Consider the following 26715-nt stretch of genomic DNA (forward strand, 5'->3'; position numbering starts at 1 on the left):
GGTCCGCGGCAAGATCGCGACCCCGGACTGAGGTGTCAGGAGTGATCGAACAGACTGACTACGCTCTGCGGTGCTTCCCGGCCGAAGAAGTTCTCTAGGTTCTTCGCCGAGCGGCCGGCGGCGTCGCCACTACGCAGGAACAGCCGCTCTTCGTAGGAGGTGAGCGCGGCCTCGATGTCGGGTAGCCCAACCAGCTTGCCCGCCAGATCGGCGCCGTCGTACATGGCGAGGTTGGCGCCTTCGCCGGCGAAGGGCGACATCAGATGCGCGGCGTCGCCGACGAGCGTCACGCCGGGCACCCTGTCCCATGTGAGCCCGACGGGAAGGGCATGGATGGGGCGGAGCCACGGTTCCGCGTCGCTCTGTGTCACGAAGGCGGTGAGCAGCGGCGACCAGCCATCGAACTCGTCGGCGACTTGACGCAGGCCCGCGGACGGGTCACCGAAGTCGATCGTCCTCATCCACTCCTCGGGCTTGTTCAGTGCCACGTATCCGCGCACGCGCCCGTCGGCGTAGCGATGGGCGATGATGCCTCGGCCCGGCGCGACCGCCATCAGCGTGCCGCTGCCGATCGCGGCCACGCTCGCCCGAGCGTCGTGGCCGCCTGAGGCGAGAGCGATCTCGATGAAGCAGGTTCCGCTGTAGAGAGGCTTGGCGGGGGTGAGCAGCGGACGCACCTTCGACCAGGCACCGTCCGCGCCGATGACGACGTCGGCGCGCGTGGCGGAACCATCCGCGAAGGCGAGGTCCAAGCCGCCCTCCACATGGCGCCGGACCGAGGCGAGCTTGTGACCCCACCTGATCGTCCCGGGCGCCAGCGAGTCGATGAGCAGGCGCCTCAGTTCGCCACGGTCCACCTCAGGACGGGCCGAACCGGGGTCCGCAGGCATGTCGAACAGCATCGTGCCGTGGCGGTCGACCACACGCTTGGCGTCCTCGCCCGGGCGGACCAGAGTGAGGAACTCGTCGTACAGACCGGCTGCGCGAAGCGCTACCTGGCCGGTCTCTTCGTGGATGTCGAGCAGGCCGCCTTGCGTACGGGTCGTCGCCGAAGTCTCACCCTCGTAGACCGTAGCGGCGACGCCGTGAGCCTGAAGCACCCGGGCGAGCGTCAGTCCGCCCAGTCCCGCTCCGACAATGGCGATGGTCTTCTGCATGCTGCGCTCCTCAGTCGCGCCGGCACACGCCGGCGGTGGTCAGTGCCGGAAGCGGACGGGATGCCCGATCTCAGCAAGGAGACGCTCAACGATCAGAACCATCTGCATCGATGTACGAGCGATGTCCGGCGGATGGGCCTGCGGGACATCGTTTTTCGCGACCGAATGACTATAGCCCGGCGTCGGCCTCGCGGCAGCCGGAGCCACTCACGCCGCGACCCACCGCGCTGCCAGGCCCATCATCGACAACCGCCTCGACCGGCTCGGGGGTGACGCTGGGGCGCTACGGGAAGGCGGGGCACCCGCCCGCTCTGGTACATCTACGCCACTGGCAACAACCCGACGCAGCCACTCCCGACGACGGAGGGCTCACTGGATAGATCACGAAACCGGACTGGAGTATCGGACGCCATTTCATTTGGTGATGCGGCAGTGGCATATGAGGTCGCTGCGATGGCGGTGAAGGCTGAGAAGTGCTCGGACTTGCGTTCGTAGCGGCGGTGGAGGCGCCGGCACCCCGAAAGCCAGGACACTGTGCGTTCCACGACCCGGCGATGCCGGCCCAGGCGCTGGGAGGAGTCAGTGCCCTTGCGGACGATGCGGTGTCGGATGTGCCGTAAGGAAAGCCAGCGGCGCAGGTGGGGAAAGTCATAGCCCTCGTCGCCGTGGAGCTTGCCGACACCACCCGCTCGGACAACTCCCACAGATCATTCGGCGCCGTCCGCTCAACAAGCGAAGAAGTCACCGTTCCAGGCTGCCGCAAGATCACGCCAAACGAAATGGCATCTCATTCCACCGCCCGCAGCCCGCGCTCCGGTGCCCGCGCGCCGTCGTCGAGTTCGCGCAGGAACCAGGTGAGGGCGAAGCCGGCCAGCAGCACGGCACCGGCGGCCAGGAACATGACGTGGAAACCGTGGGCGAAGGACTCGGTGACCGGCTGCGCCAGTCTGACGTCGATGCCGTGGAGCGCGGAGGTGTCGTCGAGGTCGATGCCCGTTCCGCGGCCGGACTCGATCATGGCCAGGAAACGGTGGTTGGCGGGGTCTCCGGTGACCGCCGGATCCGTGAGGACGCCCTCGAAGCGGCGGGAGCGCAGCAGGTCGGCCAGGTGTCCGAGCGACACGGCGAACATCACGGAGAACAGGACGGCGATGCCGGTGGAGCCCCCGATCTGCCGGCACAGGCCGGACGCGGCGTTGGCCACGCCGAGTTGGCTCTTGGGCGCCGCGTTCTGCATGGCCAGGGTGATGACGGTCTGGGACAGTCCGATGCCGGTGCCCAGCCAGCTCACGATCAGGGCGATGCTCCACATCGGGGTCGCGGCGCCGACGGTGGCGAGGGTCAGCAGCGCCCCGGCCATGGAGCCGAGGCCGACGACGGCGAGCTTCTTGAACCGGCCCGAGGCGGCGATGAGCCTGCCGGACACCACCTGGGAGGCGATGGTGCCCACCATGAACGGGATCACCACCAGCCCCGCATCGGTCGGGGTCCGCCCCTGCACGAGCTGGAGGAACAGCGGCAGGGTGGTCACCGTACCGAAGATGCCCACGCCGATCGTGAAGTTGACCGCCGAGCACAGGGCGATGCCGCCCCGCCGGAAGAGCCGGAGCGGCAGTACGGCCTCCTCGCCGCGCCGCAGCTCGACCGGGATGAACAGCGCCAGCCCGGCGGCGCCCAGCGCGAAGAGGGCGAGGGAGGCGGGCGCGGTCCAGCCCCAGGAGCGCCCCTGTTCGGCCACGATCAGCAGCGGCACCAGGAACAGCGCCAGCGCGGCGGCGCCGAGCACGTCCATCCGGTGCTCGCGGCGCTCGTGCGGCAGGGCGAGCGCCTTGCGTACGGTGACCAGGGCCAGCAGTCCCAGTGGCACGTTGAGCAGGAACACCCAGCGCCAGCCGGCCACGCCGAACACCTCGCCGGCCTCCGCGAAGGCCCCGCCTGCCAGCGGGCCGACGACACTGGCCGCCACCCAGGCCATCTGCAGGAAGGCGAAGTAGCGGCCGCGCTCCCGCACCGGTGCCAGGTCGGCGACCACCGCGGTGGGCAGGGACATCAGTCCGCCGCCGCCCAGCCCCTGTACCGCCCGGCAGAGGGCGAGTTGCGCCATCGACCCGGCCGTGCCGCACAGGACGGACCCGGCGACGAACACGGCGATCGAGATGAGGTACATCGGCTTGCGCCCGTAAAGGTCGGAGAGCTTGCCGTAGAACGGCATCGCCAGCACGGAGGCGATCAGGTACGCGGTCGTCGCCCAGGCCTGCTCGGTCTGGCCTCGGAGGTCGTCCGCGACGGTACGCATCGCGGTGGCGACGACCGTCTGGTCCAGTGCCGCGAGAAAGACGGCCAGCAGCAGCCCCGACATGGCCGTCAGGATCTGCCGGTGCGTGAACGCCCCGCCGGCCTGCGTCGCCTCGTCGGCGGTGCCGGGATGCGCGGATGACACGGTTCCTCACTCTCCGGGCCGGTGGTCGCGGCTCCGTCCGCACGACCTGGTCGCGGTCGGCGCCCCGGCCGGACGCCGAGCGTAATCTCCGGAACGGATTTCGACAAGCCCTTGTCATTATCGCGGCGGGGCGACCTCCGGCAGGCCGTTCCAGGAGGCACGGGCACCCGCATACGTCCGGGGATCTACGCTGTGGCCATGGATTCCTCACCCCCTGACGTGGACGCACTGATCGAGGTGACCGCCGAGGTCTTCGCGGTCAACGGCCGCCTCCTGCGCGAAGGGGACCGGCTCTCCGCCCACGCGGGGCTCACCTCGGCACGCTGGCAGGTGGCCGGACTGCTGCTGGACGGCCCGTCGACAGTGGCCCGCCTGGCCCGCGAACGGGGGCTGCGGCGACAGGCGGTCCAGCAGACCGTCGACCGCCTGCGGTCCGAGGGCGTCGTGACGACCCGCCCCAACCCGCAGGACCAGCGCAGCCCGCTGGTCGAACTCACCCCGGCCGGGCGGCAGGCGCTGGACGGTCTACGCCCTCTGGAACAGCGCTGGCTGGAGCACCTGGCCGGGAACATCCCGCCCGAGGACATGCATGTCGCGCTTTCGGTGCTGCGCCGGCTGCGGGAGAACCTGGATGCCCGCCCGGTGCTGGAGCCCGGCCCGGGACAGCAGCCCTCCTGACCCTGGGCGCCCCGTTCCCGGCCCGCGCACCAGCACTTCCGCCTCCTCCGGCACCGCATCAGGAGCTCGTACGTGATCCCCCGCCGCACCCTGCTCATCGCCTCCACCGGCATCACGACCGCGGCCGCCGCGACCGCCCCTGCCTCCCCCTGGCCCCGGACGTCCCGGCCCGGCGTCCGCAAGGCCGGCCTCGAAGCGCTCCACCTGGCGCCCGCCCGCGACCAGGTCGCCGCACTGCGCCGCCGCGAGATCAGCAGCCGTGACCTCCTGGAGCAGTACCTCCGGCACATCGCGCAGGCCAACCCCCGCGTCAACGCCGTCGTGACCCTCGACGCCGACGCCGCGCGCGCCGCCGCCGGCCGGGCCGACCGGCACCTCGCCGAGACCGGTGAGCCCCTCGGTCCGCTGCACGGTCTTCCGATGACGGTCAAGGACGCCCTGGAGACCGAGGGGATGCGTACCACCAGCGGCTCCCCCGATCTCTCCGGTCATGTACCGGACCGGGACGCCGACGCCGTCGCTCTCCTGCGTGCCGCCGGCGCCGTCGTCATCGGCAAGACGAACGTGCCGGTCATGTGCCAGGACATCCAGACGTCGAACCCCCTCTTCGGGAAGACGGACAACCCGTACGACCGGACCAGGACCGCGGGCGGCTCCTCCGGCGGCGCGGCCGCCGCCGTCGCCACGGGCCTCACCAGCCTCGAAGTCGGCTCCGACCTCGCCGGATCGCTCCGCCTGCCGGCCGCCTACTGCGGCGTGTACGCCCTGCGGACCTCCCGCGGCGCCGTGCCGGTCGTACCCACCCGCGGCCACATTCCCCGGCTGCCCGGCTGGGCCACCAGCAGCGACATGCTCACCCTGGGCCCGATGGCCCGTACGGCCGACGACCTCGGCCTCCTCCTGGACGTCCTCGTCGCGCCGGCCCCCGCCGACCGGCCCGGATGGCGGATCGGCCTCCCGGCGCCCGCCAAGAGCGACTTGGCCCGGTACCGCGTCGGCGTCTGGGCCGACGACGCCTTCTGCCGCATCGACGCCGACACCCGCGCACTCCTCGAACAGGTCACCGCGCTCCTGCGCTCCGCCGGCGCGAGCATCGACGACTCCGCCCGGCCCGTCGGCTTCGCCGAGAGCAGCGCCCTGTTCCAGCGCCTCCTGTTCGCCACCGGGTCCGCCACCGCCACGGACAGCGCGTTCGCCGCCGACGTGGCAGCCGCGGAGAAGGTACCCGCCGACGACCCCGCCGGCCTGTTCCTGCACTCCCGGACGATGCGGCACCGGGACTGGTGCGTCGCCGACGAGGCGCGGCACCGGCTCCGGGAGAAGTGGGCCGCCTACTTCACCGGGCACGACGTGCTGATCACCCCGGCCGCGCCGACGGCGGCCGTCCCCGACCGGACCGGTACTCCGCCGCCACAGCGGTACATCACGGTCGACGGCACCGAGCGCCCGTTCTTCGACCAGACGAGCTGGCTCAACCTGGCGAGCCTGGTGGGCCTGCCGTCCGTGGTCGTCCCGGCCGGGCGGACCGCCGACGGGCTGCCGCTGGCCGTCCAGATCATCGGCCCGTACCTGGCGGACCGCACACTCCTGGACATGGCGAAGCACCTCGCGCGGCTCCTCCCCGAGCCCGCCAGGCCGCCCGCCCACCCGGTGTGACGTTGCGGAGCGTAGCGACGAGCGAGTCCTTGGAAGCGGCGCAGGCCCTCACACCGGACGGACATGGACCGGGCCGGCGACCGGCCCGGTCCATGGGGTGGTGCAGCTGACCGCGGTCAGTACCGGTCGGTCATTTGTCAGTACTGGATGGTGTGGTTGCAGAGGATGCCTCGGGCCTTCGCGCCGGTGTCCAGGCCGTAGGCGGGCCGGTCGGTGGCGAAGTACTCGCGGAAGCTGGACTGCGCGTTCCGGGACATCATCGTGTTGCTCCTCATCCAGCCGCCGTCGACCTGGGACCACAGATCGACCAACGCGAGGGCGGCAGTGGGACGGCCAGGTCGGCGTCTCGACGTCGGCCTGCGCCTTGACGTCCACGGTGAGGGCGGCCTGTTCGCCAACGGCGGGCAGGCGGTCGAGGGAGGCGGTGACGCCGAGGCAGCTGAGGGGGGCTTCGGAGTGCTGGTCCGCGGAGCGGATGGTGCAGGTGCCGCTCGGGGCCGCCGGGGTGGTCGTGCCGAATGCGGACGGCACGACGACGACGGCCAGGCAGGCACCGACGCCTGCCAGTGCGGCCGGCGGGACAGGCTTCAGGGCCCGTCTCTCCAAGGCCCGTTTCCGGGACATGGGTAAACCTTTCCGCAGCGCACACGGCCAGGATCCGGTTGGCCAGTTCCGGTCCACGCGGGCACCGCTGCGGGGGAGTTGCGCACTGCCCTCCGGGGCGCCGACGCGTCCGACCAACGCACCAGGCACTGACCAAAGCACCACCCTGGGTGACAGCGGCCGAAACCCAACACCATGACCCGCACACGTCATCCCGCCCACGAAAGCCGTCGGGCAGGATCGAACTGGCGGCTACGATCAGGGGCGTTGCGCCGCAACAGGCTGGCCGACGCCTACCGGCGCGCGCCTTGAGGACGGCTCGAGCTCACGTCACGCGGCTACGTACCGTGATGACTGATCGCCGACGAACACGTCCCCCGCGTCGATCCCGTGAGCCGCGGCCCGGTCGCTGATCCGCTTCCCGGCCAGGGGCGTACGCACGGACCGGGATTGATGCAGTCGCTCGTCACGCCGCACCCCGCGCCTTCCATCGCGGTGCCTTTGCTCAGTCCCTCCAGGGCGCGCTGTGTAGCGACTTGGGCGGCCTTGAAGGCACTTGAAGGCTCTCGCCCGTAGCCCCGTGGACACGGGAGATGGTGACGACGCGGCCCCAGAGCCGTCCGCGTACACGTGCGGCAGCATGCGGCGCGACAGCGGGAGCGGTGCGGTGAGAGCAAGGGCTCAGCCGCCGTACCCGAAGGGCGCCACCCGGCCCCGGCTCGGCAGTCCCCACAGACCGGCGCAGGCGCGCGCGATCTCCAGGAGCGTCATGTCCCGTCCCGCCGGGGCCTGAAGGTCGATGCCGAAGGGCAGGTCCTGTTCGTCGCGGACGGCGGGCAGGGTGACGGCGGGCCAGCCGACGATGCTCGACGGGTCGGTGTTGCGCAGGAGGGCGGGGAACGCCGGGACCGGGCGGCCCGCGAGGAGGATGCGCTCGCCGGGCAGCAGGCGCGGCGCGGTCACGGGGGCGGTGGGCAGGATGAGGGCGTCGAGCCGCCGGTCCGCGAGATGGGCGTGCAACAGGGCGTCGAGTGCGGGCCGGTGGACCGTCAGCGCCTGCTCGTAAGCGTCCTCGGTCGGCCCGTGGCCGGGCAGCGGGCGCAGGAGGTCCGCGACGTCCGGGCTGGCGATCCGGGCGGCTACCTCGGGGAAGCGCAGAGGCAGCCCGTGCTCGCGGAGGTACCCGTCGAGGGCGCGGGACACCTCGTACAGGGCGATGGGCAGCCCGGCGGCCGCCACGTGGGCTTGCGTCCCGTCCGGCAGATCGTCCTCGACGATGGTGGCTCCGGCGGCGTCGAGTTCGGCGAGCCGGGCGTCCAGCGCCGCGCACAGCGGCAGGGGCATGCCGTCCCGGAACGGGTGCCGTGGAGCGCCGAACCGCAGGCCGCGCAGCACCGTACGAGGTTCCGGCAATGCCGCCGGGTGCGGAGGGCCGGAGGGGCTCGTGCCGCTGATGACGGCGTCCAGGAGGCAGACGTCCTCGACGGTGTGCGCCATGACGCCGATGGTGTCCCGGGTCCACGACAGGGGCAGGACTCCCTGAGCGGGGTAGCGGCCGGTCGTCGGCCGGAAACCCACCACCCCGCACAGGGCGGCCGGAAGACGTACGGAACACCCGGTCTCGGTGCCGAGCCCGGCCGTGACGAGACCGGCCGCCACGGCTGCCGCGGTGCCACCGCTACTGCCGCCCGCTATCCGGTCGGGCCGCCAGGGGTTGCGTACCCGGCCGTACGCGTGATTGTCGCTGGTCGCACCGAAGGCGAGTTCGTGCATGGCGGCCTTGCCCAGGACGACCGCTCCCGCGTCGCGCAGTGCCCGCACCACGGTGGAGTCACGCACCGGGCGGTGCCGGCGCAGTGCCGGCGTTCCGCCGGTGGTGGGCAGTCCCGCGACATCGATGTTGTCCTTGACCGCCAGCAGTACGCCCCGCAAGGGGAGTTCGGTGCCGGTGGATTCGGCTCCGTCCCGCCGGTCCGGAACTTGGTGATCTGGCGCCTGCCGGTCTTGCGCCGCTTCGTCCGTCATGGCTGCCCGGTCGGCGCGCTCGGCGTCGGCGAACACGGCAGTGGGGTCAACGCTGATGAAGGCGCGCAGGTCACGCGCGTGGGACAGGCGGCGTGGCGTCAACGCCCGGGCTGCGTGTTCCCGGGCCGTGAGCCGTCCCGCAGCCACCTCGGCGGCCACCTCGTACGCCGTCCGCGGGGCGGGGCCTCCGTCAGCGGTCATCCCGCCTCCTCCCGAGGCGTACCGATCAGTGCCGGTGGCCCGGTAGGCAGAGCGGCAGATGCGGCCACGGAGCCCTGCCGCCCGTCCGGACGGACCGGTCCACAGCGGCCGGGCGTGCCGACCAGTATGGCACCGCCCAGGGGCGCTCCGCCTCCCCGACGGCCAAGGGCTTCGTCTTCCTCTCCAAGGGCGGGAACAAGCAGGGGGCGCTGTTCCGGGGGAGTTCAGGAGCAAGGCGCGGTCGGTGAAGGCCGTCGGGGTGGACCAGCCCGTCGACGGCTCGGACCAGCACCGGCAGTCGCTGGTCCGCCGGGACCGACCTGGTGGTCACCCGCTGGCGTCCGCCAGCGAGGTGACGAGGTCGGAGGCGGTCAGCAGCCCGACCGTACCCGTGTCCAGGCCCGCCGGGTGCAGTGCGTACACCTCTGCCCGCGCGGGCAGCGGGACGTCGCCACGCAGCAGGTACGCCAGCCGCGCCCGGCCGAGGTCCGGGGCCGGGCCCGCGCCGTCGTCGGTGGCCGGAGTGCCGATCCGGCCGGCGAACGCCGCGGGGTCCTCGTCGTCGCGCCGCCGGTAGGTGCTCGTGGAGCCGTCGTGATGGCGTACGACGACGGTGCTCGCGCGGGCGGCGGCCTGCCAGGTGGCCAGCTCCCCCAGGCCGACCCGCGCGCCGGAGGTGAACAGGCCGGTCAGGCCGCGGCCGAGGGTGGCCAGGACGTCCGCGTGGCGGTGTACGGCGTGGTGGGTGCCGGTGACTCCCTGGGCGATGTCGAGCCAGCGCATCGTACGGCCCGCCACGTCGACCACCATCGGGACCGCGACGCGGGCGCCGCCCGTCAGGTCGAAGCGCTGCTCGACCTGGCGCGGGTCGAACACCGGGCCCGCCTTCCCCGGCCGGTCGCGGACCATCAGCCCGGCGAACGCCTCGGCGAGTTCTTCGAAGGGCACGTTGTTGAAGGCGAAGACCACGGCCACGACGTAACGGACTCCGGCGGCGGCCAGCTGCTCCAGGTCGAGGTCGACGAACTCGGCCGCGCCCCGCGGCGCCGGCGCACTGGTCAGGTCGCCCGAGTGCACGGCGGCGGTCCTGGCGTAGCGCAGGTTGGTGTAGTCGCAGGTGCCGGTGTGCTGCCAGTCCGCGGTGTACATCGCGACCGACAGGTCCAGATCGGTGCGTCCGGAGGCGGCGCTCTCCATCCAGTGCAGGAACAGGCGGAGCGTCCGCCCTTCGGGCACGGGCAGTTCGCTGCCGCGCGGCAGGGTCACGAGCGCGCGCGAAGCGGTCCGTTCCGCGAACGGCGCGATCACGCCGTTCAGCGCCGCGTCGACGAGGGCCAGTTCGACCGCCGGCCGGGTGGCGGCACGCCGCAGGACCTCGCCGGTCAGGACGGCCACCGTACGGCCGACGGCATCGTCCGGCAGCGGGGCGCGCTCGTCCTCGACGATGTGCGCCCTGGCGTTGCCGCCCTTGGGGAAGAAGACCCGGTCGTGTCCCGCGGTCGCGCGGGTCCGGATCTCGCCGAGCGCCGAGAGGAGGACGGCCGGGGACACCCGCCGTACGGCCTTCTCCAGCGCGGCCAGAACGGTGTCGATGCCGTCGTCCGCCAGGCGCAGCAGGTGGTCCAGGCGGCGCAGCAGTTCGCCGGGGCGCTGGGCGAGCAGCGTGACGGCGGTCGTGAGGTCCCGTCCGGCCAGGGCGGTTTCGACCCGGCCGGGCCAGTGCGGCAGGCGGACCCGGTCACCGGAGGCGTCGGCGTACGACAGGTGCTGCGCTGCTTCCCGCAGTCGCTGGGACAGGGCGTCGTCGGTGAGCCGTACCTCGCGCAGTACGGCGACGGCGAGCGCGGCCCGCGGGTAGCGCCCGGCGTACTCGAAGGGGTGCAGGCGCTCGGCGGCGTGCTTCCACGCGGCCGGGTGGCGGCGCATGTCCTCGACGGCCAGGGCCGGTTCGAGCCGGTCGAGTACGGACAGCAAGGCGCGCCGCAGCGGGCGCGGCACCTGGCCGAAACGGGGTACGTCGACCAGGCCGGCGTCACCGCCGGAGCGCACGACGAGCAGTCGCAGCACGTCGGTCGCGGTGTCCATCAGCCCGGCCGCCACGGGGAGCGTCACGGCGTACGCGGCCGGGTCGGCGAGCAGCCAGGCCAGGACGCGCGCCTTGGTCTCGCGGCCGGGGAGGGTGCGGGGCAGCCAGGTCAGGTCGGTGCGGTCGCGGGTTTCCAGGAGGGTGTGCAGGTCGTCGGTGTCCTGCGGGCCGAGCGCGCCGGTGCGGGCGAGAAGGGTGCTCAGCTCACGGCCTGCGTCGGTCGTACGGGCGGTGAGGTCACCGCCGTGGGCGAGGACGCGCAGGCGGTCCGGCAGGGCCCGGCGGGAATCGGCCGCCGGGCGCGGCGCCCGCGGGCGCAGGAACGGTTCGTCGGCGTCGAGGCGGCGGTTGCACACGGGGCAGGCGGAGTAGTCCGTACCGTCGAAGCACACGCGGCACACCAGGTGCGCGCACGGCGAGAGAGCGTGCACCGAGCCGTCCGTACCGCACAGGACACACGGCTGCCGGGGCGCCTGGAGCAGCACCGACAGGACGCGGTCCACGTACAGGGCGAACGTGTCGGCGGGCGTGGTCTGCGGAAAGCCGCGGAAGAGCGGGGTGTGGTCGCGGTCCGCCCCGAGGCTCGCGTCGACGGCCGCCAGGAGGGTGCGTCCCGTGTCGGTCAGCGCCTTGGCGTTCATCGCGGCCAGGGCTTGCCGCAGGCTTGCCGACATCAGGTACCCGCGGTCCAGCAGATCGGCCTCCAGCAGTTGGACCCCGGCCAGGCCGTCCACCGCCGACCAGGCAGTGTCCGCGCTCTCGGTGGCGGTGGCGGTGGCGGGCAAATAGACCGCGCCACGGCGGGACAGCAGCACCGCAGCGAGGCCGCGGCGGCTGTCGGTACGGGTCGAACTGGTGGTGATGGTCAAGGCCGTTCCTCCCCCACCCGGCGGAAATCCCGGGCGCCGGCGCGAAACCGGTCTGCGAAAACCGGTGCCGCGCGCATTCTTACGAGATGTGGGCACGACGGGGTGGGCCGGCTTTCCGTCGCGGCATTGACGAGGAGACGAATCGCAGGCACCCCGTGCCGCACGCGGCGAAAGTATCAAGCCGGTACGGCCCGTTGCATCCGCATTCTGCGGCGCCCGCCGCCGTACACGGCCCGTCCGCTTCCGAAACACGCAGTGCGGAGAAGACATTGACGCGGGGCGGAAAGGGAGCGCACTCGATTTCGAGGAAAGAAGAGAAGGAAGCACACTGCGGAGCCGCCCCGCGGCGCACACATTACCAAGTACGGGAAGAGGTGCCCAACGGATTTCCGGTGGGGGCTCGTACGCCGCCGGCCTCCCGGCCGCCCTTGGCTGCGGCAGACACGAACCTAAGCAAGCGGATGACTTGCCTAAGCCTTGTAGGCACGTGCACACTCGTATTCGGCAAACGGAAGGAAGGCCATGGCACCACGCGTAGGGCTCACCACGGACCGGCTGACTCAGGCCGGTGCGGAGCTGGCCGACGAGGTCGGCTTCGAGGAGGTGACCGTGTCGGCGCTCGCCCGGCGGTTCGGCGTGAAGGTCGCGAGCCTGTACTCGCACGTGAAGAACTCGCACGACCTCAAGACCCGGATCGCCCTGCTCGCCCTGGAAGAACTCGCCGACCGGGGTGCCGCCGCGCTGGCCGGGCGGGCGGGCAAGGACGCCCTGGCCGCGCTGGCCAACGTCTACCGCGACTACGCGCGGGAGCACCCCGGCCGGTACGCGGCGGCGCAGCTGCGGCTCGACCCGGCGACGGCCGCCGCCAGCGCCGGTGGCAGACACGCCGAGATGACGCGGGCGATCCTGCGCGGGTACGACCTCACGGAGCCGGACCAGACCCATGCGGTCCGGCTGCTGGGCAGCGTCTTCCACGGATACGTCAGCTTGGAGCTGGGAGGCGGGTTCAGCCACAGCGCCCCCGACTCGGACGAGACCTGGACCCGGGTCCTGGACGCCCTCGACGCCCTGCTGCGGAATTGGCCCGCACCCCAACTGCCCTGACGGAACACTTCGATCGACAGGTTGAGCCCATGCACACCGACGACAACTGGACCGACACGCCCATCACCGCGGACCTCCTGCGCGGTGCCCTGGAGCTGGAGCGCACCGAGGACGGGGTGCTGCCGCACCGGCTGCCCGCCTGGGCCCGCGCCCAGGGCAACGACGGACAGCTGGCCATGGCCGAGTCCCAGCCCTCCGGCGTACGGCTGGCCTTCCGCACCCGGGCCACCGCCGTCGAGCTGGTCACGCGGCCCACCAAACGGGACTACGTGGGCGTCCCGCCCCGCCCGGACGGCGTGTACGACCTGGTCGTCGACGGCCGGCTGACCGACCAGGCGAGCGTGCCGGGCGGCAACACGCTGACCATCGACATGTCCGCCGGGACCGCCGAGCACCGGCCCGGCCCGGCCGGCACCCTGCGCTTCGCCGGCCTGTCCGGCGACCTGAAGGACGTCGAGATCTGGCTGCCGCACAACGAGACGACCGAACTCCTCGCCCTGCGCACCGACGCCCCCGTCGAGCCCGTGCCGGACCGGGGCCGCAGGGTGTGGCTGCATCACGGCAGCTCGATCAGCCACGGTTCCGACGCCGCGAGCCCGACCACGACCTGGCCCGCGCTGGCCGCCTCCCTGGGCGGCGTGGACCTCGTCAATCTGGGGCTGGGCGGCAGCGCCCTGCTCGACCCGTTCACCGCCCGTACGCTGCGGGACACCCCCGCGGACCTGATCAGCGTCAAGATCGGCATCAACCTGGTCAACGCCGACCTGATGCGGCTGCGTGCCTTCGGGCCCGCCGTCCACGGGTTCCTCGACACCATCCGCGAGGGGCACCCCACCACGCCGCTGCTGGTCGTCTCCCCCATCCTGTGCCCGGTCCACGAGGACACCCCGGGGCCCAGCGTCCCGGACTTCTCCGGCCTCGGCGCCGGGCGGCTGCGGTTCCGGGCCGCGGGTGACCCGGCGGAGCGGGCGAGCGGGAAGCTGACCCTGAACGTCATCCGGGAGGAGCTGGCGCGGATCGTGGCGCAGCGGGCGGCCGGGGACCCGCATCTGCACCACCTCGACGGCCGCGAGCTGTACGGCGAGGCGGACGCCGCCGAGCTGCCGCTCCCCGACGATCTGCACCCGGACGCCGCCGCCCACCGCCGGATCGGTGAGCGTTTCGCCAAGCTGGTCTTCGCCGAGGGCGGAGTCTTCACGGACCGGGGCACCGGCGTCTGACGCGGCTCCGCCGCCGCTTTCGAGCGCCTTACTGCTGGTAGGAGGCGAACATGGCGAGCAGGCGCGCCAGGCCCCGCTCGCTGAACATCAGCTCCAGGTTGGCGGCGGACTCCGCGGCAGACGCCTCGCTGCGCGGGAACAGTGCCTCTTCGTAGGCGGCGAGGGCGGCCTCGGTGTCGCCGGGGTGGGCGGCGATCGCCCGGCCGAGTTCGGCGCCGTCGAAGAGGGCCAGGTTGGCGCCCTCCCCGGCGAACGGGGACATCAGGTGGGCGGCGTCGCCGAGCAGGGTGACGCCGGGGACGCGGTCCCAGCGGTGGCCGACGGGCAGGGCGTGGATCGGGCGCGGGACGAGCGCGCCGTCGGCGTCGGCGATCAGCGCCCGCAGGCCGTCGTCCCAGCCGTCGAAGTGGGCGAGGACGGCTTTCTTGGCGGTGTCGGTGTCGGTGTCGAGGCCGGGGGCGGCTTCTGTTCCGGTGCCGGTGTCCGCACCCGTGCCGTCGACTTCGCCGGCACCGGCGAAGTCGACGGTGCCGGCCCAGTCCGGGCCGGTCTTGAGCGCCGTGTAGATGTGCAGGCTCCCGTCGGGCTCCCGGTGGGCGAGGATCCCGCGCTCGTCCCCGAGGCAGAAGAAGGAGCCGCCGCCGACCAGCGCGGCGCTGTCCGGATGACGGGTGTCGGCGTCCAGCAGGTCGGATTCGACGAAGGAGATGCCGGTGTAGGCGGGGACGGCCTGCGAGACCAGCGGCCGGATCTTCGACCAGGCGCCGTCGCCGCCGACGAGCAGGTCGGTGGTGAAGGCGGTGCCGTCGGCGAGCGTCACCTCGTGGCGTCCGCCGCCCAGCGCCCGCGCGCCGGTGACCTTGCTCCCCCAGCGGACAGTGCCCTCGGGCAGGGAGTCCAGCAGCAGGTCGCGCAGTTGGCCGCGGTCCACCTCGGGGCGGGTGCCGTCGCCCTCGTCCGTTTCCCGCAGCCGGACGGTGCCCCGCGGGTCGACGACGCGCAGGGCCTCACCGCCCTGGTGGACGAGGGCACGGAACCGGTCGTGCAGGCCCGCGGCGTGCAGGGCCGCCTGGCCGGTGTCCTCGTGGATGTCGAGCATCCCGCCCTGGGTACGGACGTGCCGGCCGGCTTCGAGTTCGTAGATCACCGCGTCGATGCCGTGTACGTGCAGGACGCGGGCCAGGGTCAGGCCGCCGAGGCCCGCGCCGACGATGGCGATGCGGTGGTGCGTGGGGGACGCGGGGGTGGGACTGGCGGTCATGGTCATGCTGGGATGTCTCTCCGTTCGGTGACGGGACGGCTGATGCGGTGGCGTACGTGGAGTGGGTCCGGGACGCGCCCGCGGGGGTACGCGGAGGTGCCTCAGTGCCGCCGCGGAGTGGTCTCCATGCCATTGACGAGGAGGCGGAAGAACCACGTCAGCCGCTGTTCGCCGGTCCCGGAGAACAGGTCGTCGCCGAGGGCGGCGATCCGCGGATACGTAAGGGGCGTGGCCTGCCGCAGCGCGCTCACAAGTGCCTCGTGCTCGCCCTCGGCGGCGGCGTCGCGGTCGCGGACGGCCTGCTCGGCGGCGGTGGCGGTGGCCACCTGGAGCAGGATGTCGACACCCCAGGCGGCCTGCGCGTCGGGGACTTCGCCCTCGTGCAGCAGGGCGAGGACCGCCTCGACCAGGGCCAGGTAGTTCGCCCCGCGGGGACGGGCCACCAGCGCGGACTGCGCCAGGCTGGGGTGCTGGAAGAGGGTGTGCGTGTAGGAGCCGAGGAGCGCCACCAGCCGGTCGCGCCAGTCGCCGGACGCACGGACCGGGGTGAGGTCGACCTCGCCGAGAAGTTCCTCCAGGACCGCGGCGTGCAGCTCGGCCGTGTTGGCCACGTACACGTACAACGAGGCGGGGCCGGTGTCGAGTTCCTGGGCCAGGCGGCGCATCGTCACCCGCTGCAGCCCTTCGGACCGCATCAGGGCGACGGCGGTGGCGACGATGCCCTCGTAGGTGAGGGCGGGCTTGGCGGGCCGCTCACGGCGGCCGCGCGGGGCAGGGTTGCGTGGAGTCACCCCGTCACCGTAACGAACACGTTCGTGACGAACAAGTTCGTCAGGATGCCAGGTGGGCAACCGACGGAGAAAACGCGCTGGTCAGAGGGTTTTCAGGAAGCTCCCGACGATCTCGTTGAACTCGTCCGGGCGCTCCATGTTGGGGTAATGGGCAGTACCGTCGACGGAGACCGCGCGGCCGTTCCTGGCGGTCCGGACGAGGCGCTCGGCCATCCCGACGTGGTCCGGCGCATCGATACCGCCGTTCACGGCGAGTACGGGAACCTCGATACCGGCGGCCCGCTCCCACGTGTCACGGACCGGGTCGATCAGGTTGGGCTCGCCGCTGCTGTGCTTGAGCAGCGTGCCCCTGGTCATGTCGCGGAGCTCGTCCGCGACCTCGGGGTCGACATCATCGAGGCCGCGGTGCGGCCCCGCGGCGAAGAGGGTGAACGCCTCCACGCCGGCGTCCAGATCACCTTCCGACATCGCCGCGTGCCAGGAGGCCATGGTCCGCGTGGTCCAAGGGTCGGAGAAGTGCGGCTCACTGGTGCCCGCGCCGCTGACAACCAGGCCGCTGACCAGTTCCGGATACTCCAGCACCGTGTCGACGGCGGTACCCGCCCCCATCGAGACGCCCACCAGGATCGCCGGGCCGGTGTCCAGCCGGCGCAGCAGCCCGGCGAGGTCGTCGGCAGGCCGGAACGGCCCGGTCGCGTTGGCGGAGCGGCCGTGACCGCGGGCGTCCGGGGCGAGGACGCGGAAGTCCCCGGCGAAGTACGGGATTTGACGGGACCACATTCGGTGATCGAGGAAGCCGCCGTGGAGCAGGACGAGAGGGCGGCCATTACCGGAGTCGTGCCAGAAAAGGTCATCCATGACAACCAAGGTGTCACAAGCGAGGGGTCATGACAACCCGGGTGTCATTTTCTGGAGGAAGGCGGGCGGGGCCAGGTGAGGTGCGGGCGCACGTCCGGCAGTCCGCCGGAGCCTGACGCGGGCTCAGTTCACATCCACGTCGTCGAGAGAGTGCAGCAGGCGGGAGAGGACCCGGACGCACGCGGCGACCTCATCCTCCGTGAGACCGGCGCCGGCCTGGCGCAGCGCTGCCCGTTCACGGTCGATCACGGCGGTGATGGCGGCCCGGCCCTTCGCGGTGAGCGCGATGAGCGAGGACTTCTTGTGAGCCGGGTTGGGCAGCAACTCGACCAGGCCGAGTCCGGCCGCGTCGTTGGTCATCCGCTGCACGAACTGACGGCTCAGCGCCTGGGCCCGGCCCATCTGGGGCACGGTCATGGGCCCGTCCTCCCGGAGCATGTTGAGGACGGCCCGCACCCCCACCGACAGCCCTTCGAGGGGCGCATCCTGCTCCACCTTGCGCTGGGCCCGCCGGTACAGCGGCCCCACCAGGTTGAAGACCTCCACGAACCGGTCACCCGGGTCCCCGGGCGCCTGACTGCCGTTCTCCTCGCTCACCCTCCCATCATGACACCTCGGTTGCCACGTGGGAATTGCGGTGCGGGTGACCGGCCCCGCTGGCTAGGTTGGCGGGCGTGAGCGATGCGTCGACCGACTTCCGTACGCTGCTGCCCGCCGACGGTGCCGGGTGGGCGCCCGTCATGGACGGGGAGTCCGAGGCCGGTGTCTTCCGTTCCGCGGACGGGAAGCGGTACGCCAAGTGTGTACCCGTCGGCCACACGGCGTCGTTGGAGGCGGAGCGGGACCGCGTCGACTGGCTCGGCAGGCAGGGCGTCCCGTGCCCGCGCGTGCTCGACTGGCGCGTGAGCGCCGACGGTGCCGCGATGGTGACCACCGCCGTCGAAGGCGTCCCCGCCGACCGGGTACCGGCTCCGGAGCTCCGGGCGGCGTGGGGGCCGATCGCGGATGCCGTACGCCAACTGCACAGCCTGCCCGCGCCGCAGTGCCCCTACACGCGCGATCTCACCCGGATGTTCGCGACAGCCCGTGACGTCGTGGCCCGGGAAGCGGTCAACCCGGAGTTCCTCCCCGTCCACCAGCAGCGGACGGACCCCGAGGAACTGCTCGCGCGCATCGCCCCGCAGCTCGGGCACCGCCTCGCGCAGGAAGCCGCCGAGACCGTCGTCTGCCACGGTGACCTGTGCCTGCCCAACATCGTGCTCGACCCCGGCACCCTGACCGTGTCGGGCTTCATCGACCTCGGCCGCCTCGGGCAGGCCGACCCGTACGCCGATCTCGCCCTCCTCTTCGCCACCGCGCGGGAGACCTGGGCCGACGCCGCGCAGGCGGCCGCGGCGGAGGACGCGTTCGCCGCCCGGTACGGAATCGCCCTCGACCGCGAGCGGGAGCGCTTCTACCTGCATCTGGATCCGCTCACCTGGGGGTGAGGCCGACAACACTGTGATCTACACCCACAACAGGCGGCACAGCACAACCATTTGCCCCACCAGTAGTCACCTAGGCGCACGCACCTGACAACTCAGGTGGCATCTCAGGAAGGTCTCGTAGATGAAGTTGCGCCAAGCGCTGACGGCCGCCGCGGCCGCCGCCGTGCTCACTCCCGCGGCCGTACTGGCCGCGCCCGCCACCGCGTTCGCCACGGACACCCCGGGATCGCCGGCAGACACCAGCACGTCGCAGAAGGCCGACGCTCCCAAGGACGCCGGCACGTCGGGGCAGCCGGGCGGGGCGACGGAATCGGGCGGCTCGTCCGGTGCCGGGAAGCCGGCCACCGGAACCGACGGTGCCCCGAAACCGGGCACGGGGAACGACACCGGACCCGCGCCCGGCACCGGAAAGGACACCACGACCGGGCCCGGGCAGGGCACCGGGACCCGGCCGGGCCAGGCCCCCGAGACCGAGCCGGGCACCACGCCCGGCGGATCGAAGTCCGAGGACGACGGCCCGGGCAGGCAGTGCGAGATCGGGCCGGGGCGCCTGCAGATGGACATCGAGGGGATGCAGACCGAGTTCGTCGCCGGTGCCGGCTGGAGCCACTCCTCCATCAAGATCTCCAACACCACCGACAAGGCGATGGACAAGATCAGGCTGGAGCCGCTCGCCTACTCCTTCGAACCCGTCGACTACCCGTACTGGGAGGTGCAGGGCGAGATCCAGGATCCCCGTACGGGCAGGTGGGTGAGCTTTGACGACGCCGGCAACGAAAGGGAGTTCACCGGACTCTCCCTCGCTCCGCGCAGCACCGTCAGCCTGCCGCTGCGCCTTCGCGCGATCGCCACGGCCACGCCCGGCCGCGGTTGGGTGATCATGGAGGGCTCGTTCCGCAACAAGGACGGCTCCTGCGGCAGCTCCAACCACGGGCAGTACTACTTCACCATTCTCCCGGCGCACAGCAAGCCCGGCGATCCCGGCAAGCCGGGCAAGCCCAGCGGGAGCGCCCAGCCCGGCGCCGGCGGCACGGGCGGCAACACGCCGCAGGCCGGCTTCAAGACACAGGGCGGCGCCACGGAAACCTCCCGCACAGGCGAACTGGCCGCGACCGGCTCGTCCTCCGCGCTGCCGACGATCGCCCTGGTGGGTGGCGTGGCGATGGCGGTCGGCGCGGGCGCGGTCATCACCGTACGCCGCCGCAAGACCGGCGCCGGTACGGGCACCGCGGCGTAGGGACCGTGGGCCGGGTCCGGCGGCAGTCCGGGCCCGGCCGGACGAACCGCGTCAGGTGACCGGGGCCCTGGCGGCGCGGCGCAGTGCCAGCGCCGCCAGGGCCTCCGGGGCGCCGGCCTGGCCCCGGATGCCGGGGAAGGCGTTGATGTCCACGATGAGCGGTGACCCGTCGCCCGCGTCGATGACGTCCACGCCGAAGACGTCCAGCGCGAAGGCCTCGCCGGCCCGGCACACCATGTCCGCCCAGTCGGGCGGCAGGGCGCCGAGGGCGAGCGGCCGGGCGGGGCCCCGGCCTTCGGGCGAGAGTTCGGAGCGGCGCAGGGCGGCGAAGAGCCGGCCGTCGACCGCCCAGAGTTTGTGGTCCCAGCCGCTGTTCGGCACGAACTCCTGGACCACGACCGGCTCCTGCGGACGCGCGGCGGCGAGTTCGCGCAGGTCCGCGTCGTTGTCGACGCGGGCCACCAGGTCCTGCTTGCGGCTGTGCCGGCTCTTGACCACCACGGGCCCTGGGAGGCCCGGCCCGTCGGCCAGTTGCGCGAGCGTGCTGAAGGTATGGGTGGGGACGAACGGGAGACCGGCGTGCCGGGCACATTGCGCCATCGCCGTACGGTCCTGGCACAGCGTGGTCGCCGCGGCCGAGTTCACCACCGGGGCACCGCGCCCCTCCAGCTCGAGGGCGAGGGCGAGGGCGCGTGGCGTACGGGACTTCAGCAGGTAGACGTCGGCGGGCCGCTCAGGAGCGCCGTCCGCCAGGTCAGGGTCGAGCGCCTCCACCCGGTGTCCGGGGGTGAGGAGGGCGGTGGTGGCGGCCAGCAGCGGATGGCCGGGATCGCCCGTTATCAGGCCGATCCTCATGCGCTCTCCCCCGCCGCAGCGGGCACGTGCAGTGGGGCCGGGGCCGGGGCGGGGGCCAAAGCGGGCCCCTGACCCGCGCGGGCCAGTCCGAGTACGGCGCGTGCCACCCGCGCCACCGCGTCCGGGACCTGCCGGAAGCTGGGGAAGTCGTTCACGTCGACGACCACGGGGCCGTCCGGCCCCAGCAGGACGTCCACGCCGTACAGGTCGAGACCGTAGACCGCCCCGACCTGCCCGGCGATCGCGGCCACCTCGGCCGGCAGCGGCACGCGGCGTTCCCGTACGCCGAGTTCCGGGTGCAGCGGGGAGCAGCGCTCGGTGGCGTACAGCTCGCCGCCGACGCAGTACACCTTGACGTCGATGCCGGAGTTGGCCACGTACGTCTGGGCGATGAGCAGGCCCTCCCGCGCCAGTTCGGGAGCCAGCGCGGCCAGCCGGTCCGGCGACGCCACCAGGTGCACGGCCCGCCCGGAGCTGCCGTCGGCGGGCTTGACCACCAGCGGGTACTGCGACTCCGGTATCTCGGCGAGCAGTTCGGGCCGCGCCGCGGCCCAGGTCGGCGGTATGGGGAGCCCCCGGCCGCGGCCGATCGCCGCGGCCAGCGCCTTGTCCCGTACGCGCCGGATCGACCGGGCGTCGTTGACCGTCGTCATCCCGGCCGAGGCCGCCGCTTCGAGCAGGGTGAGCCCCGGGCCGCCGGAGACCGTCTTGAGCACCCAGGCGTCGTGCGAGCCCGCCCGGACCGCCTCGGTCATGCGCAGCAGGGAGCCGCCCGGCCGCAGCACGTCCACCTGGTGCCCCCAGGATCTCAGCTGACGGATCACCTCATTGGGCATTCCGTCGTGCCGGTAGTGTTCCTCCACCAGGAAGCAGAGCCTCATCGATCTTCCTTGTAATCCGCCGAGCCGGCCCGGCGCGCGTAGCGAGATCACAGGATGTCATGGCTGATCGCCGGCGTTCTCCCCGGCGCCGGGGCGGTCCGCTGCCCGGTGTCGGAGCGGGGGCGCGGGGAGAGCCCGGATTTCCCCGCCCACCCTGGCAAGTCCGGGGCGGCACGGGAGGACCTACGCGATCAGCGCCGGGCGGGCCGCGGCGGCGTCTTGACGCTTTCCTGACTTCCGGCAAGGACGTGCTCGGCGCACAGGCACCCCACCCCTTTCTCGATCCACTCCCGCCCGGCCCACTGCGGGTGCCGCCGGATCATCAGCTCCGTCACCTCGGCGGCGGTCGTCCGCTCGCTGACGGCCGCGTCGCGGCGCAGCCACGTCTCGCGCTGGAGCAGTTCGAGGTAGTCGCGCACGTCGGCGAGGAGTTGCGGGCCGCCGACCGCTCCGTGGCCGGGCACCACGGTCCGTGGGCGGCGTGCCGCCAGCCGCCGCACGACCGCGAGCCAGCGGGTGCCGGAGACGTCCATGTCGTGGGGCGGAAACCAGGGAAAGATGGCGAACTGTCCCGCTTCCACCAGGTCTCCGGTGAACAGGACGTCCACGTCGGGCACGCCGACCACCTGGTCGCCCCGGCTGTGGGCCCGGCCGGTGGCCCGCAGGCGTACCACCCGGCCACCCAGGTCGAGATCGCGACTCGGGCCGTGGACACGGTCGGGGCGCGGCGGGACGACGCCCTCCAGCCGACGGGCGACCGGCTCGCCGAGCCGCCGGAACGTCTCCAGGTAGCCGGGCCCCCGTTCCCGCAGGTCCTCGGCCTGGTCCCGGTTGACCAGATAGGTCGCCGCGCCGGCGAAGACCTGCGCTCCGAAGGCGTGCTCGGGGTGGAAGTGCGTCGTCGTCAGGTACAGCTCGCGGCCGCGCGCGTACTCGACCGCGAACTCCCGTACCGCTTCCGCGTTCCGGAGCCCCAGACCGGTGTCGACCACCAGGACGGCGTCCCGGCCGCCGATGATCCCGATGTTCGGCACGAGCGGCACGCCCTGGTCGGGGATGACCACCACGTCACGGGCGATCTCGCGGGCTCCTTCGACGCGTACGACGGGGTCCGGCAACGCCGGCCCGGGCGTCTCGGGCCTCCCTGGCTCTTCAGGTTTCCCGGCCATCTCCGTCATGTCGGCCGCCTCGGCCATATCAGTTGTCTCGGTTGTCTCGGGCATCTCGGCCATCCCACCTTCTCGGCGTGCACGGGTTCGTGATCCGCCGATACGTTCCGCCGAGCCCGTCGAACCCGCCGACCCCGCGGCAGCGGATCCGGTACGGCGTCGAGTCCACCGCCCGGTGCCCCGCGGCGTCCAACACCGATCCCGTCCGCCCGATACCGCACGGGTATCGTGGCCGGATGGAGCTACGCGTGCTGCGCTACTTCGTGGCCGTCGCCGAAGAACTCCACTTCGGCCGGGCCGCCGCACGGCTGCGGATGACCCAGCCACCGCTGAGCCGGGCGATCCGGCAACTGGAGGCGGACCTGGGCTGCGTCCTGCTGGACCGCTCCCCCGCCGGGGTCGCCCTGACTTCCGCCGGGATCGTGCTTCTCGACGAGGCCCGTACGCTCCTGGCGCGGGCCGACCAGACACGCGTCCGGGTGGCGGCCGCCGCGGGTACGGCCACGCTGACGGTCGGCACCCTGGCCGACAGTGCCGAGCAGGCCGGCATCCGGCTCGCCGCCGCCTACCGGGACCGGCACCCCCACGTACACGTCCGCATCCGCGAGGCCGACCTGACCGATCCGGCCACCGGGCTGCGCGCCGGCCTGGTCGACGTGGCCCTGACCCGCACGCCGTTCGGCACCACCGGTCTCACCACCCACGTCCTGCGCTCGGACCCGGTCGGCGTGGTCCTGCGCGCCGACGACCCGCTCGCCGGACGCGACAGCCTGCGCCTCGACGACCTCGCCGACCGCCCGTGGTTCCGCTTCCCGGACGGCACCGATCCTGTGTGGGCCGCGTTCTGGGGCGGCGGGCCCACCGCCCGCCGGAGTGGTCCCGTCGTACGGACGGCCCACGAATGCCTCCAGTCCGTCCTGTGGAGCGGGACGGTGGGGCTGACGCCGCTGGGCCATCCCCTTCCCGTAGGGCTCACCGCGGTCCCGCTGGCCGACATGCCGCCCAGCCCCCTCGTCATCGCCTGGAACGGCACGGCTCCCGGCCCGCTCGTCCGCTCCTTCGTACGGATCGCGGTGGCCACGTGGAACAGCGCCGGTACCGCCACGGCTTGACGCCGCGACGTCCAGGGCAGCTTGCGGAGGAGGGCGGAGGCCGCCCGCAGGGCCCCGACCGCCTCTTTCCCGCTGTCACGCCGTGTTGCCCGCGCCTACGCCCATGGTCCAATTCCGGCCCCCATGCCTCGTCCGTCCGATCTCGCCCCTGTGACCTCGTAAGATTCCCGCCGTAACGCCGTAACGCCATGTGCCAGGACGCCGTAACGCCGCAACGACTCGGCCAAGGGGAGAGAACGCTGATGGACTTCCGGCTGCTCGGGCCGGTGTCGGCCTTCTCGGGGGACGTACCGGTGCCGGTCGGGCCTCCCAAACGCCGGGCCGTGCTGGCGCTGCTGGTGCTGGCCGAGGGCGCCCCGGTGAGTGCCGAGCGCATCATCGAGGCGCTGTGGGACACCCGGCCGCCGACCCACGCCCGGACCATCGTCTACGGCCATGTGTCGGCCCTGCGCGGGCTGCTGCACACGGCTCCCACGGCCTGTGTGGCCACCGAGGGAGGCGGTTACGCGCTGCACGCCGCGCCGGAGTCGGTGGACGTGTGGCGCTTCCGTGACCTGGTGCGCCGGGCCACCGCCGGCTCCGCCGGCGAGGAGGCGGCCGCCCTGCTGCGGGAGGCCCTCGGGCTGTGGCGGGGCCGGGTACTCGGCGGGACCGGTGACACACCACTGATGGCCGCGGCGGCAGAACGGCTGACGGAGGAACGTCTCGTCGCGCTGGAACACTTCGCCGCGGCCCTGCACGCGTGCGGCCGCGGCCCGGAGGCCCTCGTACCGCTGCAGGCCGCCGTCGAACGCCACCCGCTGCGCGAGTCGTTGGTCGCGGCCGCCGTCCGCTCGCTGCACGACGCCGACCGCCAGGCCGACGCCATCGACCTCTACCGCCGTACGCAGCGCCTGCTCGCCCAGGAACTGGGCGTCGACCCCGGGGCCACGCTCTCCGAGGCGTACCTCACCATCCTGCGTACCCGGCCGGCCGGCGACCGGCCGGCGCGGGCGGAGGAACACGTACCGGTACAGGGGCAGATACCCGTGCCGGTGCCCTCACCGCCCCGGCCTCCCACGCCCGCCGTCACGGCCGTACCCCCGGTGCCCCCGGTGCCCCCGGTGCCCTGCCTTCTCCCGCGCGCGCCGGCCGGCTTCGTGGGCCGTACGGACGAACTGGCGCGGCTCACCGAGGCCACGCAGCCGGGCACCCCGGCGCTGTGTGTGGTCACCGGGCCCGCCGGTGTCGGCAAGACCTCGCTGGCGGTCCACTGGGCGTACACGTACGCCGGTGACTTCCCCGGCGGCGTCCTCTACGCCGACCTGCACGCCACGGAACCGGACGGCACCGGTCCGCAGCCGGCCGGAGTACTGCACGACTTCCTGCAGGCGCTCGGCGTCCCCGAAGAGCGCCTGCCCGCGGACGCGCGCGCCGCGGAACACCAGTACCGCTCACTGCTCACCGGCCGCCGCGTCCTCGTCCTGCTCGACAACGCCCGCGACTCGGCGCAGGTACGTCCCCTGCTGCCCGGCACACCCGGGTCCACCGTGCTGGTCACCAGCCGCAACCGGCTGGAGGGGCTGGCCGCCACCGACTGCGCCCGGCTGCTGCCGCTGGAACGGCTGGCGCCGCCGGACGGTGTACGGGTCCTGCGTACCGTGATCGGTGACGTCCGGGTGGCCGCCGAACCGGCCGCCGCCGCGGAACTGTCCGCCCTCTGCGACGGCCTGCCGCTGGCGCTGCGGCTCGCCGCCGCCCGGCTCGCCGCACGGCCCCGGCTGTCGCTGCGCGCGATGGCGGACGACCTGGCCGACGAACACCGGCGGCTGTCCCTGCTGGCCGGCGAGGACCTGGGAGTCGAGGCGACGCTGCGCCTGAGCGTGCAGCAACTGCCGCCGGCCGGCGCACTGCTCTTCCGCCAGCTGGCGCTGCACGTCGGATCCGAACTCGACAGCGGCGCAGCGGCGGCGCTCAGCGGCCTGCCGCCCGCCGCGGCACGTGCCGCCCTGGACGAGCTGGCCGCCGCGCACCTCGTCGAGGAGTGGACCGGCGACCGGTACCTGATGCACGACCTGACCCGGCTGTACGCCCGTTCCTGCGCGGCACGGGCCGACACGGCGGGGCTGCACCGGCTGCTGGTGCACTACCTGTCCGCCGCCCAGGCGGCCGCCGCGGCGGCCGAACCCGGCAGTCAGCCCTGCTCCGCGCTGCCCCCGGGCGTGTCCCCGCCCACAGCGCCGCCGGTCTTCGCCGACCGCGCCGACGCGATGGCCTGGTACGTCACCGAGCGCGCCAACCTCACCGCCGCGGTGGCCGCCGCGGCCGACGCCGGGCACCCTGAACTGGCCTGGCGCCTCGCCGTCCAGCTGTGGCCCCTGGTCGTACGCCAGGTGCACGACGGCTGGGAAGCCACCCTCGGACGCGCCCTGACCGCGGCCACCGCGCTCGGCGACCCGGACGCCGAGTCCCGGCTGTGCTCGCTGCTCGGCTGGGTGCTCACCGAGAACGGGCAGCACACCGCGGCGCTGGAGCACCTGTGCCGCGCCCCGGACCTCGCCGTACGGGCCGGGGACCCGCGCGGTCAGGTGATCGCGCTGATCAACTGGGCGGCCGCGCTGGAGCACGCCGGGGACCTGTCCGGCGCCGGAACCCGGCGGGAGATGGCCGCGCGGATGGCGCACACCCTCGACCACCCGCACACCGAGTCCCTGTCCCTCTACCATCTGGCCGCCCACTGCCTCACCGTCGGCCGGCCCGACGAGGCGCTGGCCCACTGCCGTCAGGGCCTGGCCCTGGCCCCTGACGAGCAGTCGGACGAGCGGCGGGCGCTGCTCCTCGACACCTGTGGCAAGGCACTGCGGGCCCTCGGCCGCGACACCGAGGCCCGGCGCTGCTTCGCGGAGGTCACGGCCCTGACCGGGACGCCGGGGACGGCCGAGGGGGCGCCTGCCGGGCAGAACGGCCTCGCCGTGGGTGGCGGAGGGACGCCCGGGGGAAACCTCCGGGTCGTCGCGGGCTGACCGCGTCCTGGCCGCGGGCGACC

The 26715-nt window shown here is 73.0% G+C and carries 20 protein-coding genes and 2 pseudogenes; 8 read left to right on the forward strand and 14 right to left on the reverse strand.

Features of this window, described 5'->3' with window-relative positions:
- Positions 1-35: 35 nt before the first annotated feature.
- The 3 genes and pseudogenes from ACZ4Z1_RS19285 to otr(B) all read right to left on the reverse strand — a co-directional run bounded on the left by ACZ4Z1_RS19285 (position 36) and on the right by otr(B) (position 3597).
- Positions 36-1157 (reverse strand): FAD-dependent oxidoreductase, encoded by a 1122-nt coding sequence (locus ACZ4Z1_RS19285; protein ID WP_468487784.1) that lies wholly within the window; start codon positions 1155-1157, stop codon positions 36-38.
- A 414-nt stretch (positions 1158-1571) separates the two neighbouring features.
- Positions 1572-1834 (reverse strand): annotated as a pseudogene (locus ACZ4Z1_RS19290) (IS5/IS1182 family transposase); the annotation flags it as partial.
- A 110-nt stretch (positions 1835-1944) separates the two neighbouring features.
- Positions 1945-3597, reverse strand: coding sequence for an oxytetracycline resistance efflux MFS transporter OtrB (gene otr(B), locus ACZ4Z1_RS19295; protein WP_468487785.1), 1653 nt, complete (start codon positions 3595-3597; stop codon positions 1945-1947).
- A gap of 198 nt (positions 3598-3795) precedes the next feature.
- On the opposite strand from otr(B), the gene ACZ4Z1_RS19300 reads away from it, so the two are divergent.
- Entirely contained in the window at positions 3796-4275 is a 480-nt protein-coding gene (locus ACZ4Z1_RS19300; protein ID WP_468487786.1) for a MarR family winged helix-turn-helix transcriptional regulator, read from the forward strand.
- A gap of 72 nt (positions 4276-4347) precedes the next feature.
- Positions 4348-5931 carry an amidase gene (locus ACZ4Z1_RS19305; RefSeq protein WP_468487787.1) on the forward strand — a complete coding sequence of 528 codons (1584 nt, stop codon included), beginning with the start codon at positions 4348-4350 and terminating at the stop codon, positions 5929-5931.
- A 137-nt stretch (positions 5932-6068) separates the two neighbouring features.
- Here ACZ4Z1_RS19305 and ACZ4Z1_RS19310 read toward each other — a convergent pair whose 3' ends face one another.
- From ACZ4Z1_RS19310 to ACZ4Z1_RS19325, 4 genes and pseudogenes are all read right to left on the reverse strand, one after another.
- Positions 6069-6191, reverse strand: coding sequence for a hypothetical protein (locus ACZ4Z1_RS19310; protein ID WP_468487788.1), 123 nt, complete (start codon positions 6189-6191; stop codon positions 6069-6071).
- Between the two features lie 727 nt (positions 6192-6918).
- A pseudogene (locus tag ACZ4Z1_RS19315) lies at positions 6919-7206 on the reverse strand (SDR family NAD(P)-dependent oxidoreductase); the annotation flags it as partial.
- Positions 7207-7215: 9 nt separating this feature from the next.
- Positions 7216-8760, reverse strand: coding sequence for an amidase family protein (locus ACZ4Z1_RS19320; RefSeq protein WP_468487789.1), 1545 nt, complete (start codon positions 8758-8760; stop codon positions 7216-7218).
- 327 nt (positions 8761-9087) lie between these two features.
- Entirely contained in the window at positions 9088-11715 is a 2628-nt protein-coding gene (locus ACZ4Z1_RS19325; RefSeq protein ID WP_468487790.1) for an MXAN_6230/SCO0854 family RING domain-containing protein, read from the reverse strand.
- A gap of 522 nt (positions 11716-12237) precedes the next feature.
- On the opposite strand from ACZ4Z1_RS19325, the gene ACZ4Z1_RS19330 reads away from it, so the two are divergent.
- Positions 12238-12819, forward strand: coding sequence for a TetR/AcrR family transcriptional regulator (locus tag ACZ4Z1_RS19330; RefSeq protein ID WP_468487791.1), 582 nt, complete (start codon positions 12238-12240; stop codon positions 12817-12819).
- A gap of 29 nt (positions 12820-12848) precedes the next feature.
- Positions 12849-14039, forward strand: a complete 1191-nt coding sequence (locus ACZ4Z1_RS19335; RefSeq protein WP_468487792.1) for a GDSL-type esterase/lipase family protein — start codon at positions 12849-12851, stop codon at positions 14037-14039.
- Positions 14040-14067: 28 nt separating this feature from the next.
- On the opposite strand, the gene ACZ4Z1_RS19340 is transcribed toward ACZ4Z1_RS19335, so the two are convergent.
- The 4 genes from ACZ4Z1_RS19340 to ACZ4Z1_RS19355 all read right to left on the reverse strand — a co-directional run bounded on the left by ACZ4Z1_RS19340 (position 14068) and on the right by ACZ4Z1_RS19355 (position 17546).
- Positions 14068-15300, reverse strand: coding sequence for an FAD-dependent oxidoreductase (locus ACZ4Z1_RS19340; protein ID WP_468487886.1), 1233 nt, complete (start codon positions 15298-15300; stop codon positions 14068-14070).
- A gap of 101 nt (positions 15301-15401) precedes the next feature.
- Positions 15402-16091 (reverse strand): TetR/AcrR family transcriptional regulator, encoded by a 690-nt coding sequence (locus tag ACZ4Z1_RS19345; protein ID WP_468487793.1) that lies wholly within the window; start codon positions 16089-16091, stop codon positions 15402-15404.
- 81 nt (positions 16092-16172) lie between these two features.
- Positions 16173-16949: an alpha/beta fold hydrolase gene (locus ACZ4Z1_RS19350; RefSeq protein ID WP_468487794.1), complete on the reverse strand. Its 777-nt coding sequence runs from the start codon at positions 16947-16949 to the stop codon at positions 16173-16175.
- A gap of 123 nt (positions 16950-17072) precedes the next feature.
- Positions 17073-17546 carry a MarR family winged helix-turn-helix transcriptional regulator gene (locus ACZ4Z1_RS19355; RefSeq protein ID WP_468487795.1) on the reverse strand — a complete coding sequence of 158 codons (474 nt, stop codon included), beginning with the start codon at positions 17544-17546 and terminating at the stop codon, positions 17073-17075.
- A 77-nt stretch (positions 17547-17623) separates the two neighbouring features.
- On the opposite strand from ACZ4Z1_RS19355, the gene ACZ4Z1_RS19360 reads away from it, so the two are divergent.
- Both ACZ4Z1_RS19360 and ACZ4Z1_RS19365 read left to right on the forward strand, forming a co-directional pair.
- Positions 17624-18436: an APH(3'') family aminoglycoside O-phosphotransferase gene (locus tag ACZ4Z1_RS19360; protein ID WP_468487796.1), complete on the forward strand. Its 813-nt coding sequence runs from the start codon at positions 17624-17626 to the stop codon at positions 18434-18436.
- A gap of 121 nt (positions 18437-18557) precedes the next feature.
- Positions 18558-19673, forward strand: a complete 1116-nt coding sequence (locus ACZ4Z1_RS19365) for an LPXTG cell wall anchor domain-containing protein (protein WP_468487797.1) — start codon at positions 18558-18560, stop codon at positions 19671-19673.
- A gap of 51 nt (positions 19674-19724) precedes the next feature.
- Here ACZ4Z1_RS19365 and ACZ4Z1_RS19370 read toward each other — a convergent pair whose 3' ends face one another.
- The 3 genes from ACZ4Z1_RS19370 to ACZ4Z1_RS19380 all read right to left on the reverse strand — a co-directional run bounded on the left by ACZ4Z1_RS19370 (position 19725) and on the right by ACZ4Z1_RS19380 (position 22632).
- Positions 19725-20528, reverse strand: coding sequence for an ATP-grasp domain-containing protein (locus tag ACZ4Z1_RS19370; protein ID WP_468487798.1), 804 nt, complete (start codon positions 20526-20528; stop codon positions 19725-19727).
- Positions 20525-21409 carry an ATP-grasp domain-containing protein gene (locus ACZ4Z1_RS19375; protein WP_468487799.1) on the reverse strand — a complete coding sequence of 295 codons (885 nt, stop codon included), beginning with the start codon at positions 21407-21409 and terminating at the stop codon, positions 20525-20527. Before ACZ4Z1_RS19375 ends, ACZ4Z1_RS19370 begins: the two co-directional genes overlap by 4 nt.
- Before the next feature lie 191 nt (positions 21410-21600).
- Complete coding sequence (locus ACZ4Z1_RS19380; RefSeq protein WP_468487800.1) at positions 21601-22632, reverse strand: MBL fold metallo-hydrolase; 1032 nt, start codon at positions 22630-22632, stop codon at positions 21601-21603.
- 182 nt (positions 22633-22814) lie between these two features.
- Between ACZ4Z1_RS19380 and ACZ4Z1_RS19385 the strand changes: the two genes are divergently transcribed.
- Both ACZ4Z1_RS19385 and ACZ4Z1_RS19390 read left to right on the forward strand, forming a co-directional pair.
- A complete protein-coding gene (locus ACZ4Z1_RS19385; RefSeq protein ID WP_468487801.1) occupies positions 22815-23690 on the forward strand; it encodes a LysR family transcriptional regulator in 876 nt (291 codons plus the stop codon).
- Positions 23691-23932: 242 nt separating this feature from the next.
- A complete protein-coding gene (locus ACZ4Z1_RS19390; protein WP_468487802.1) occupies positions 23933-26692 on the forward strand; it encodes an AfsR/SARP family transcriptional regulator in 2760 nt (919 codons plus the stop codon).
- Positions 26693-26715 lie beyond the last annotated feature (23 nt).

The sequence above is a fragment of the Streptomyces sp. NPDC030165 genome (assembly GCF_055573595.1).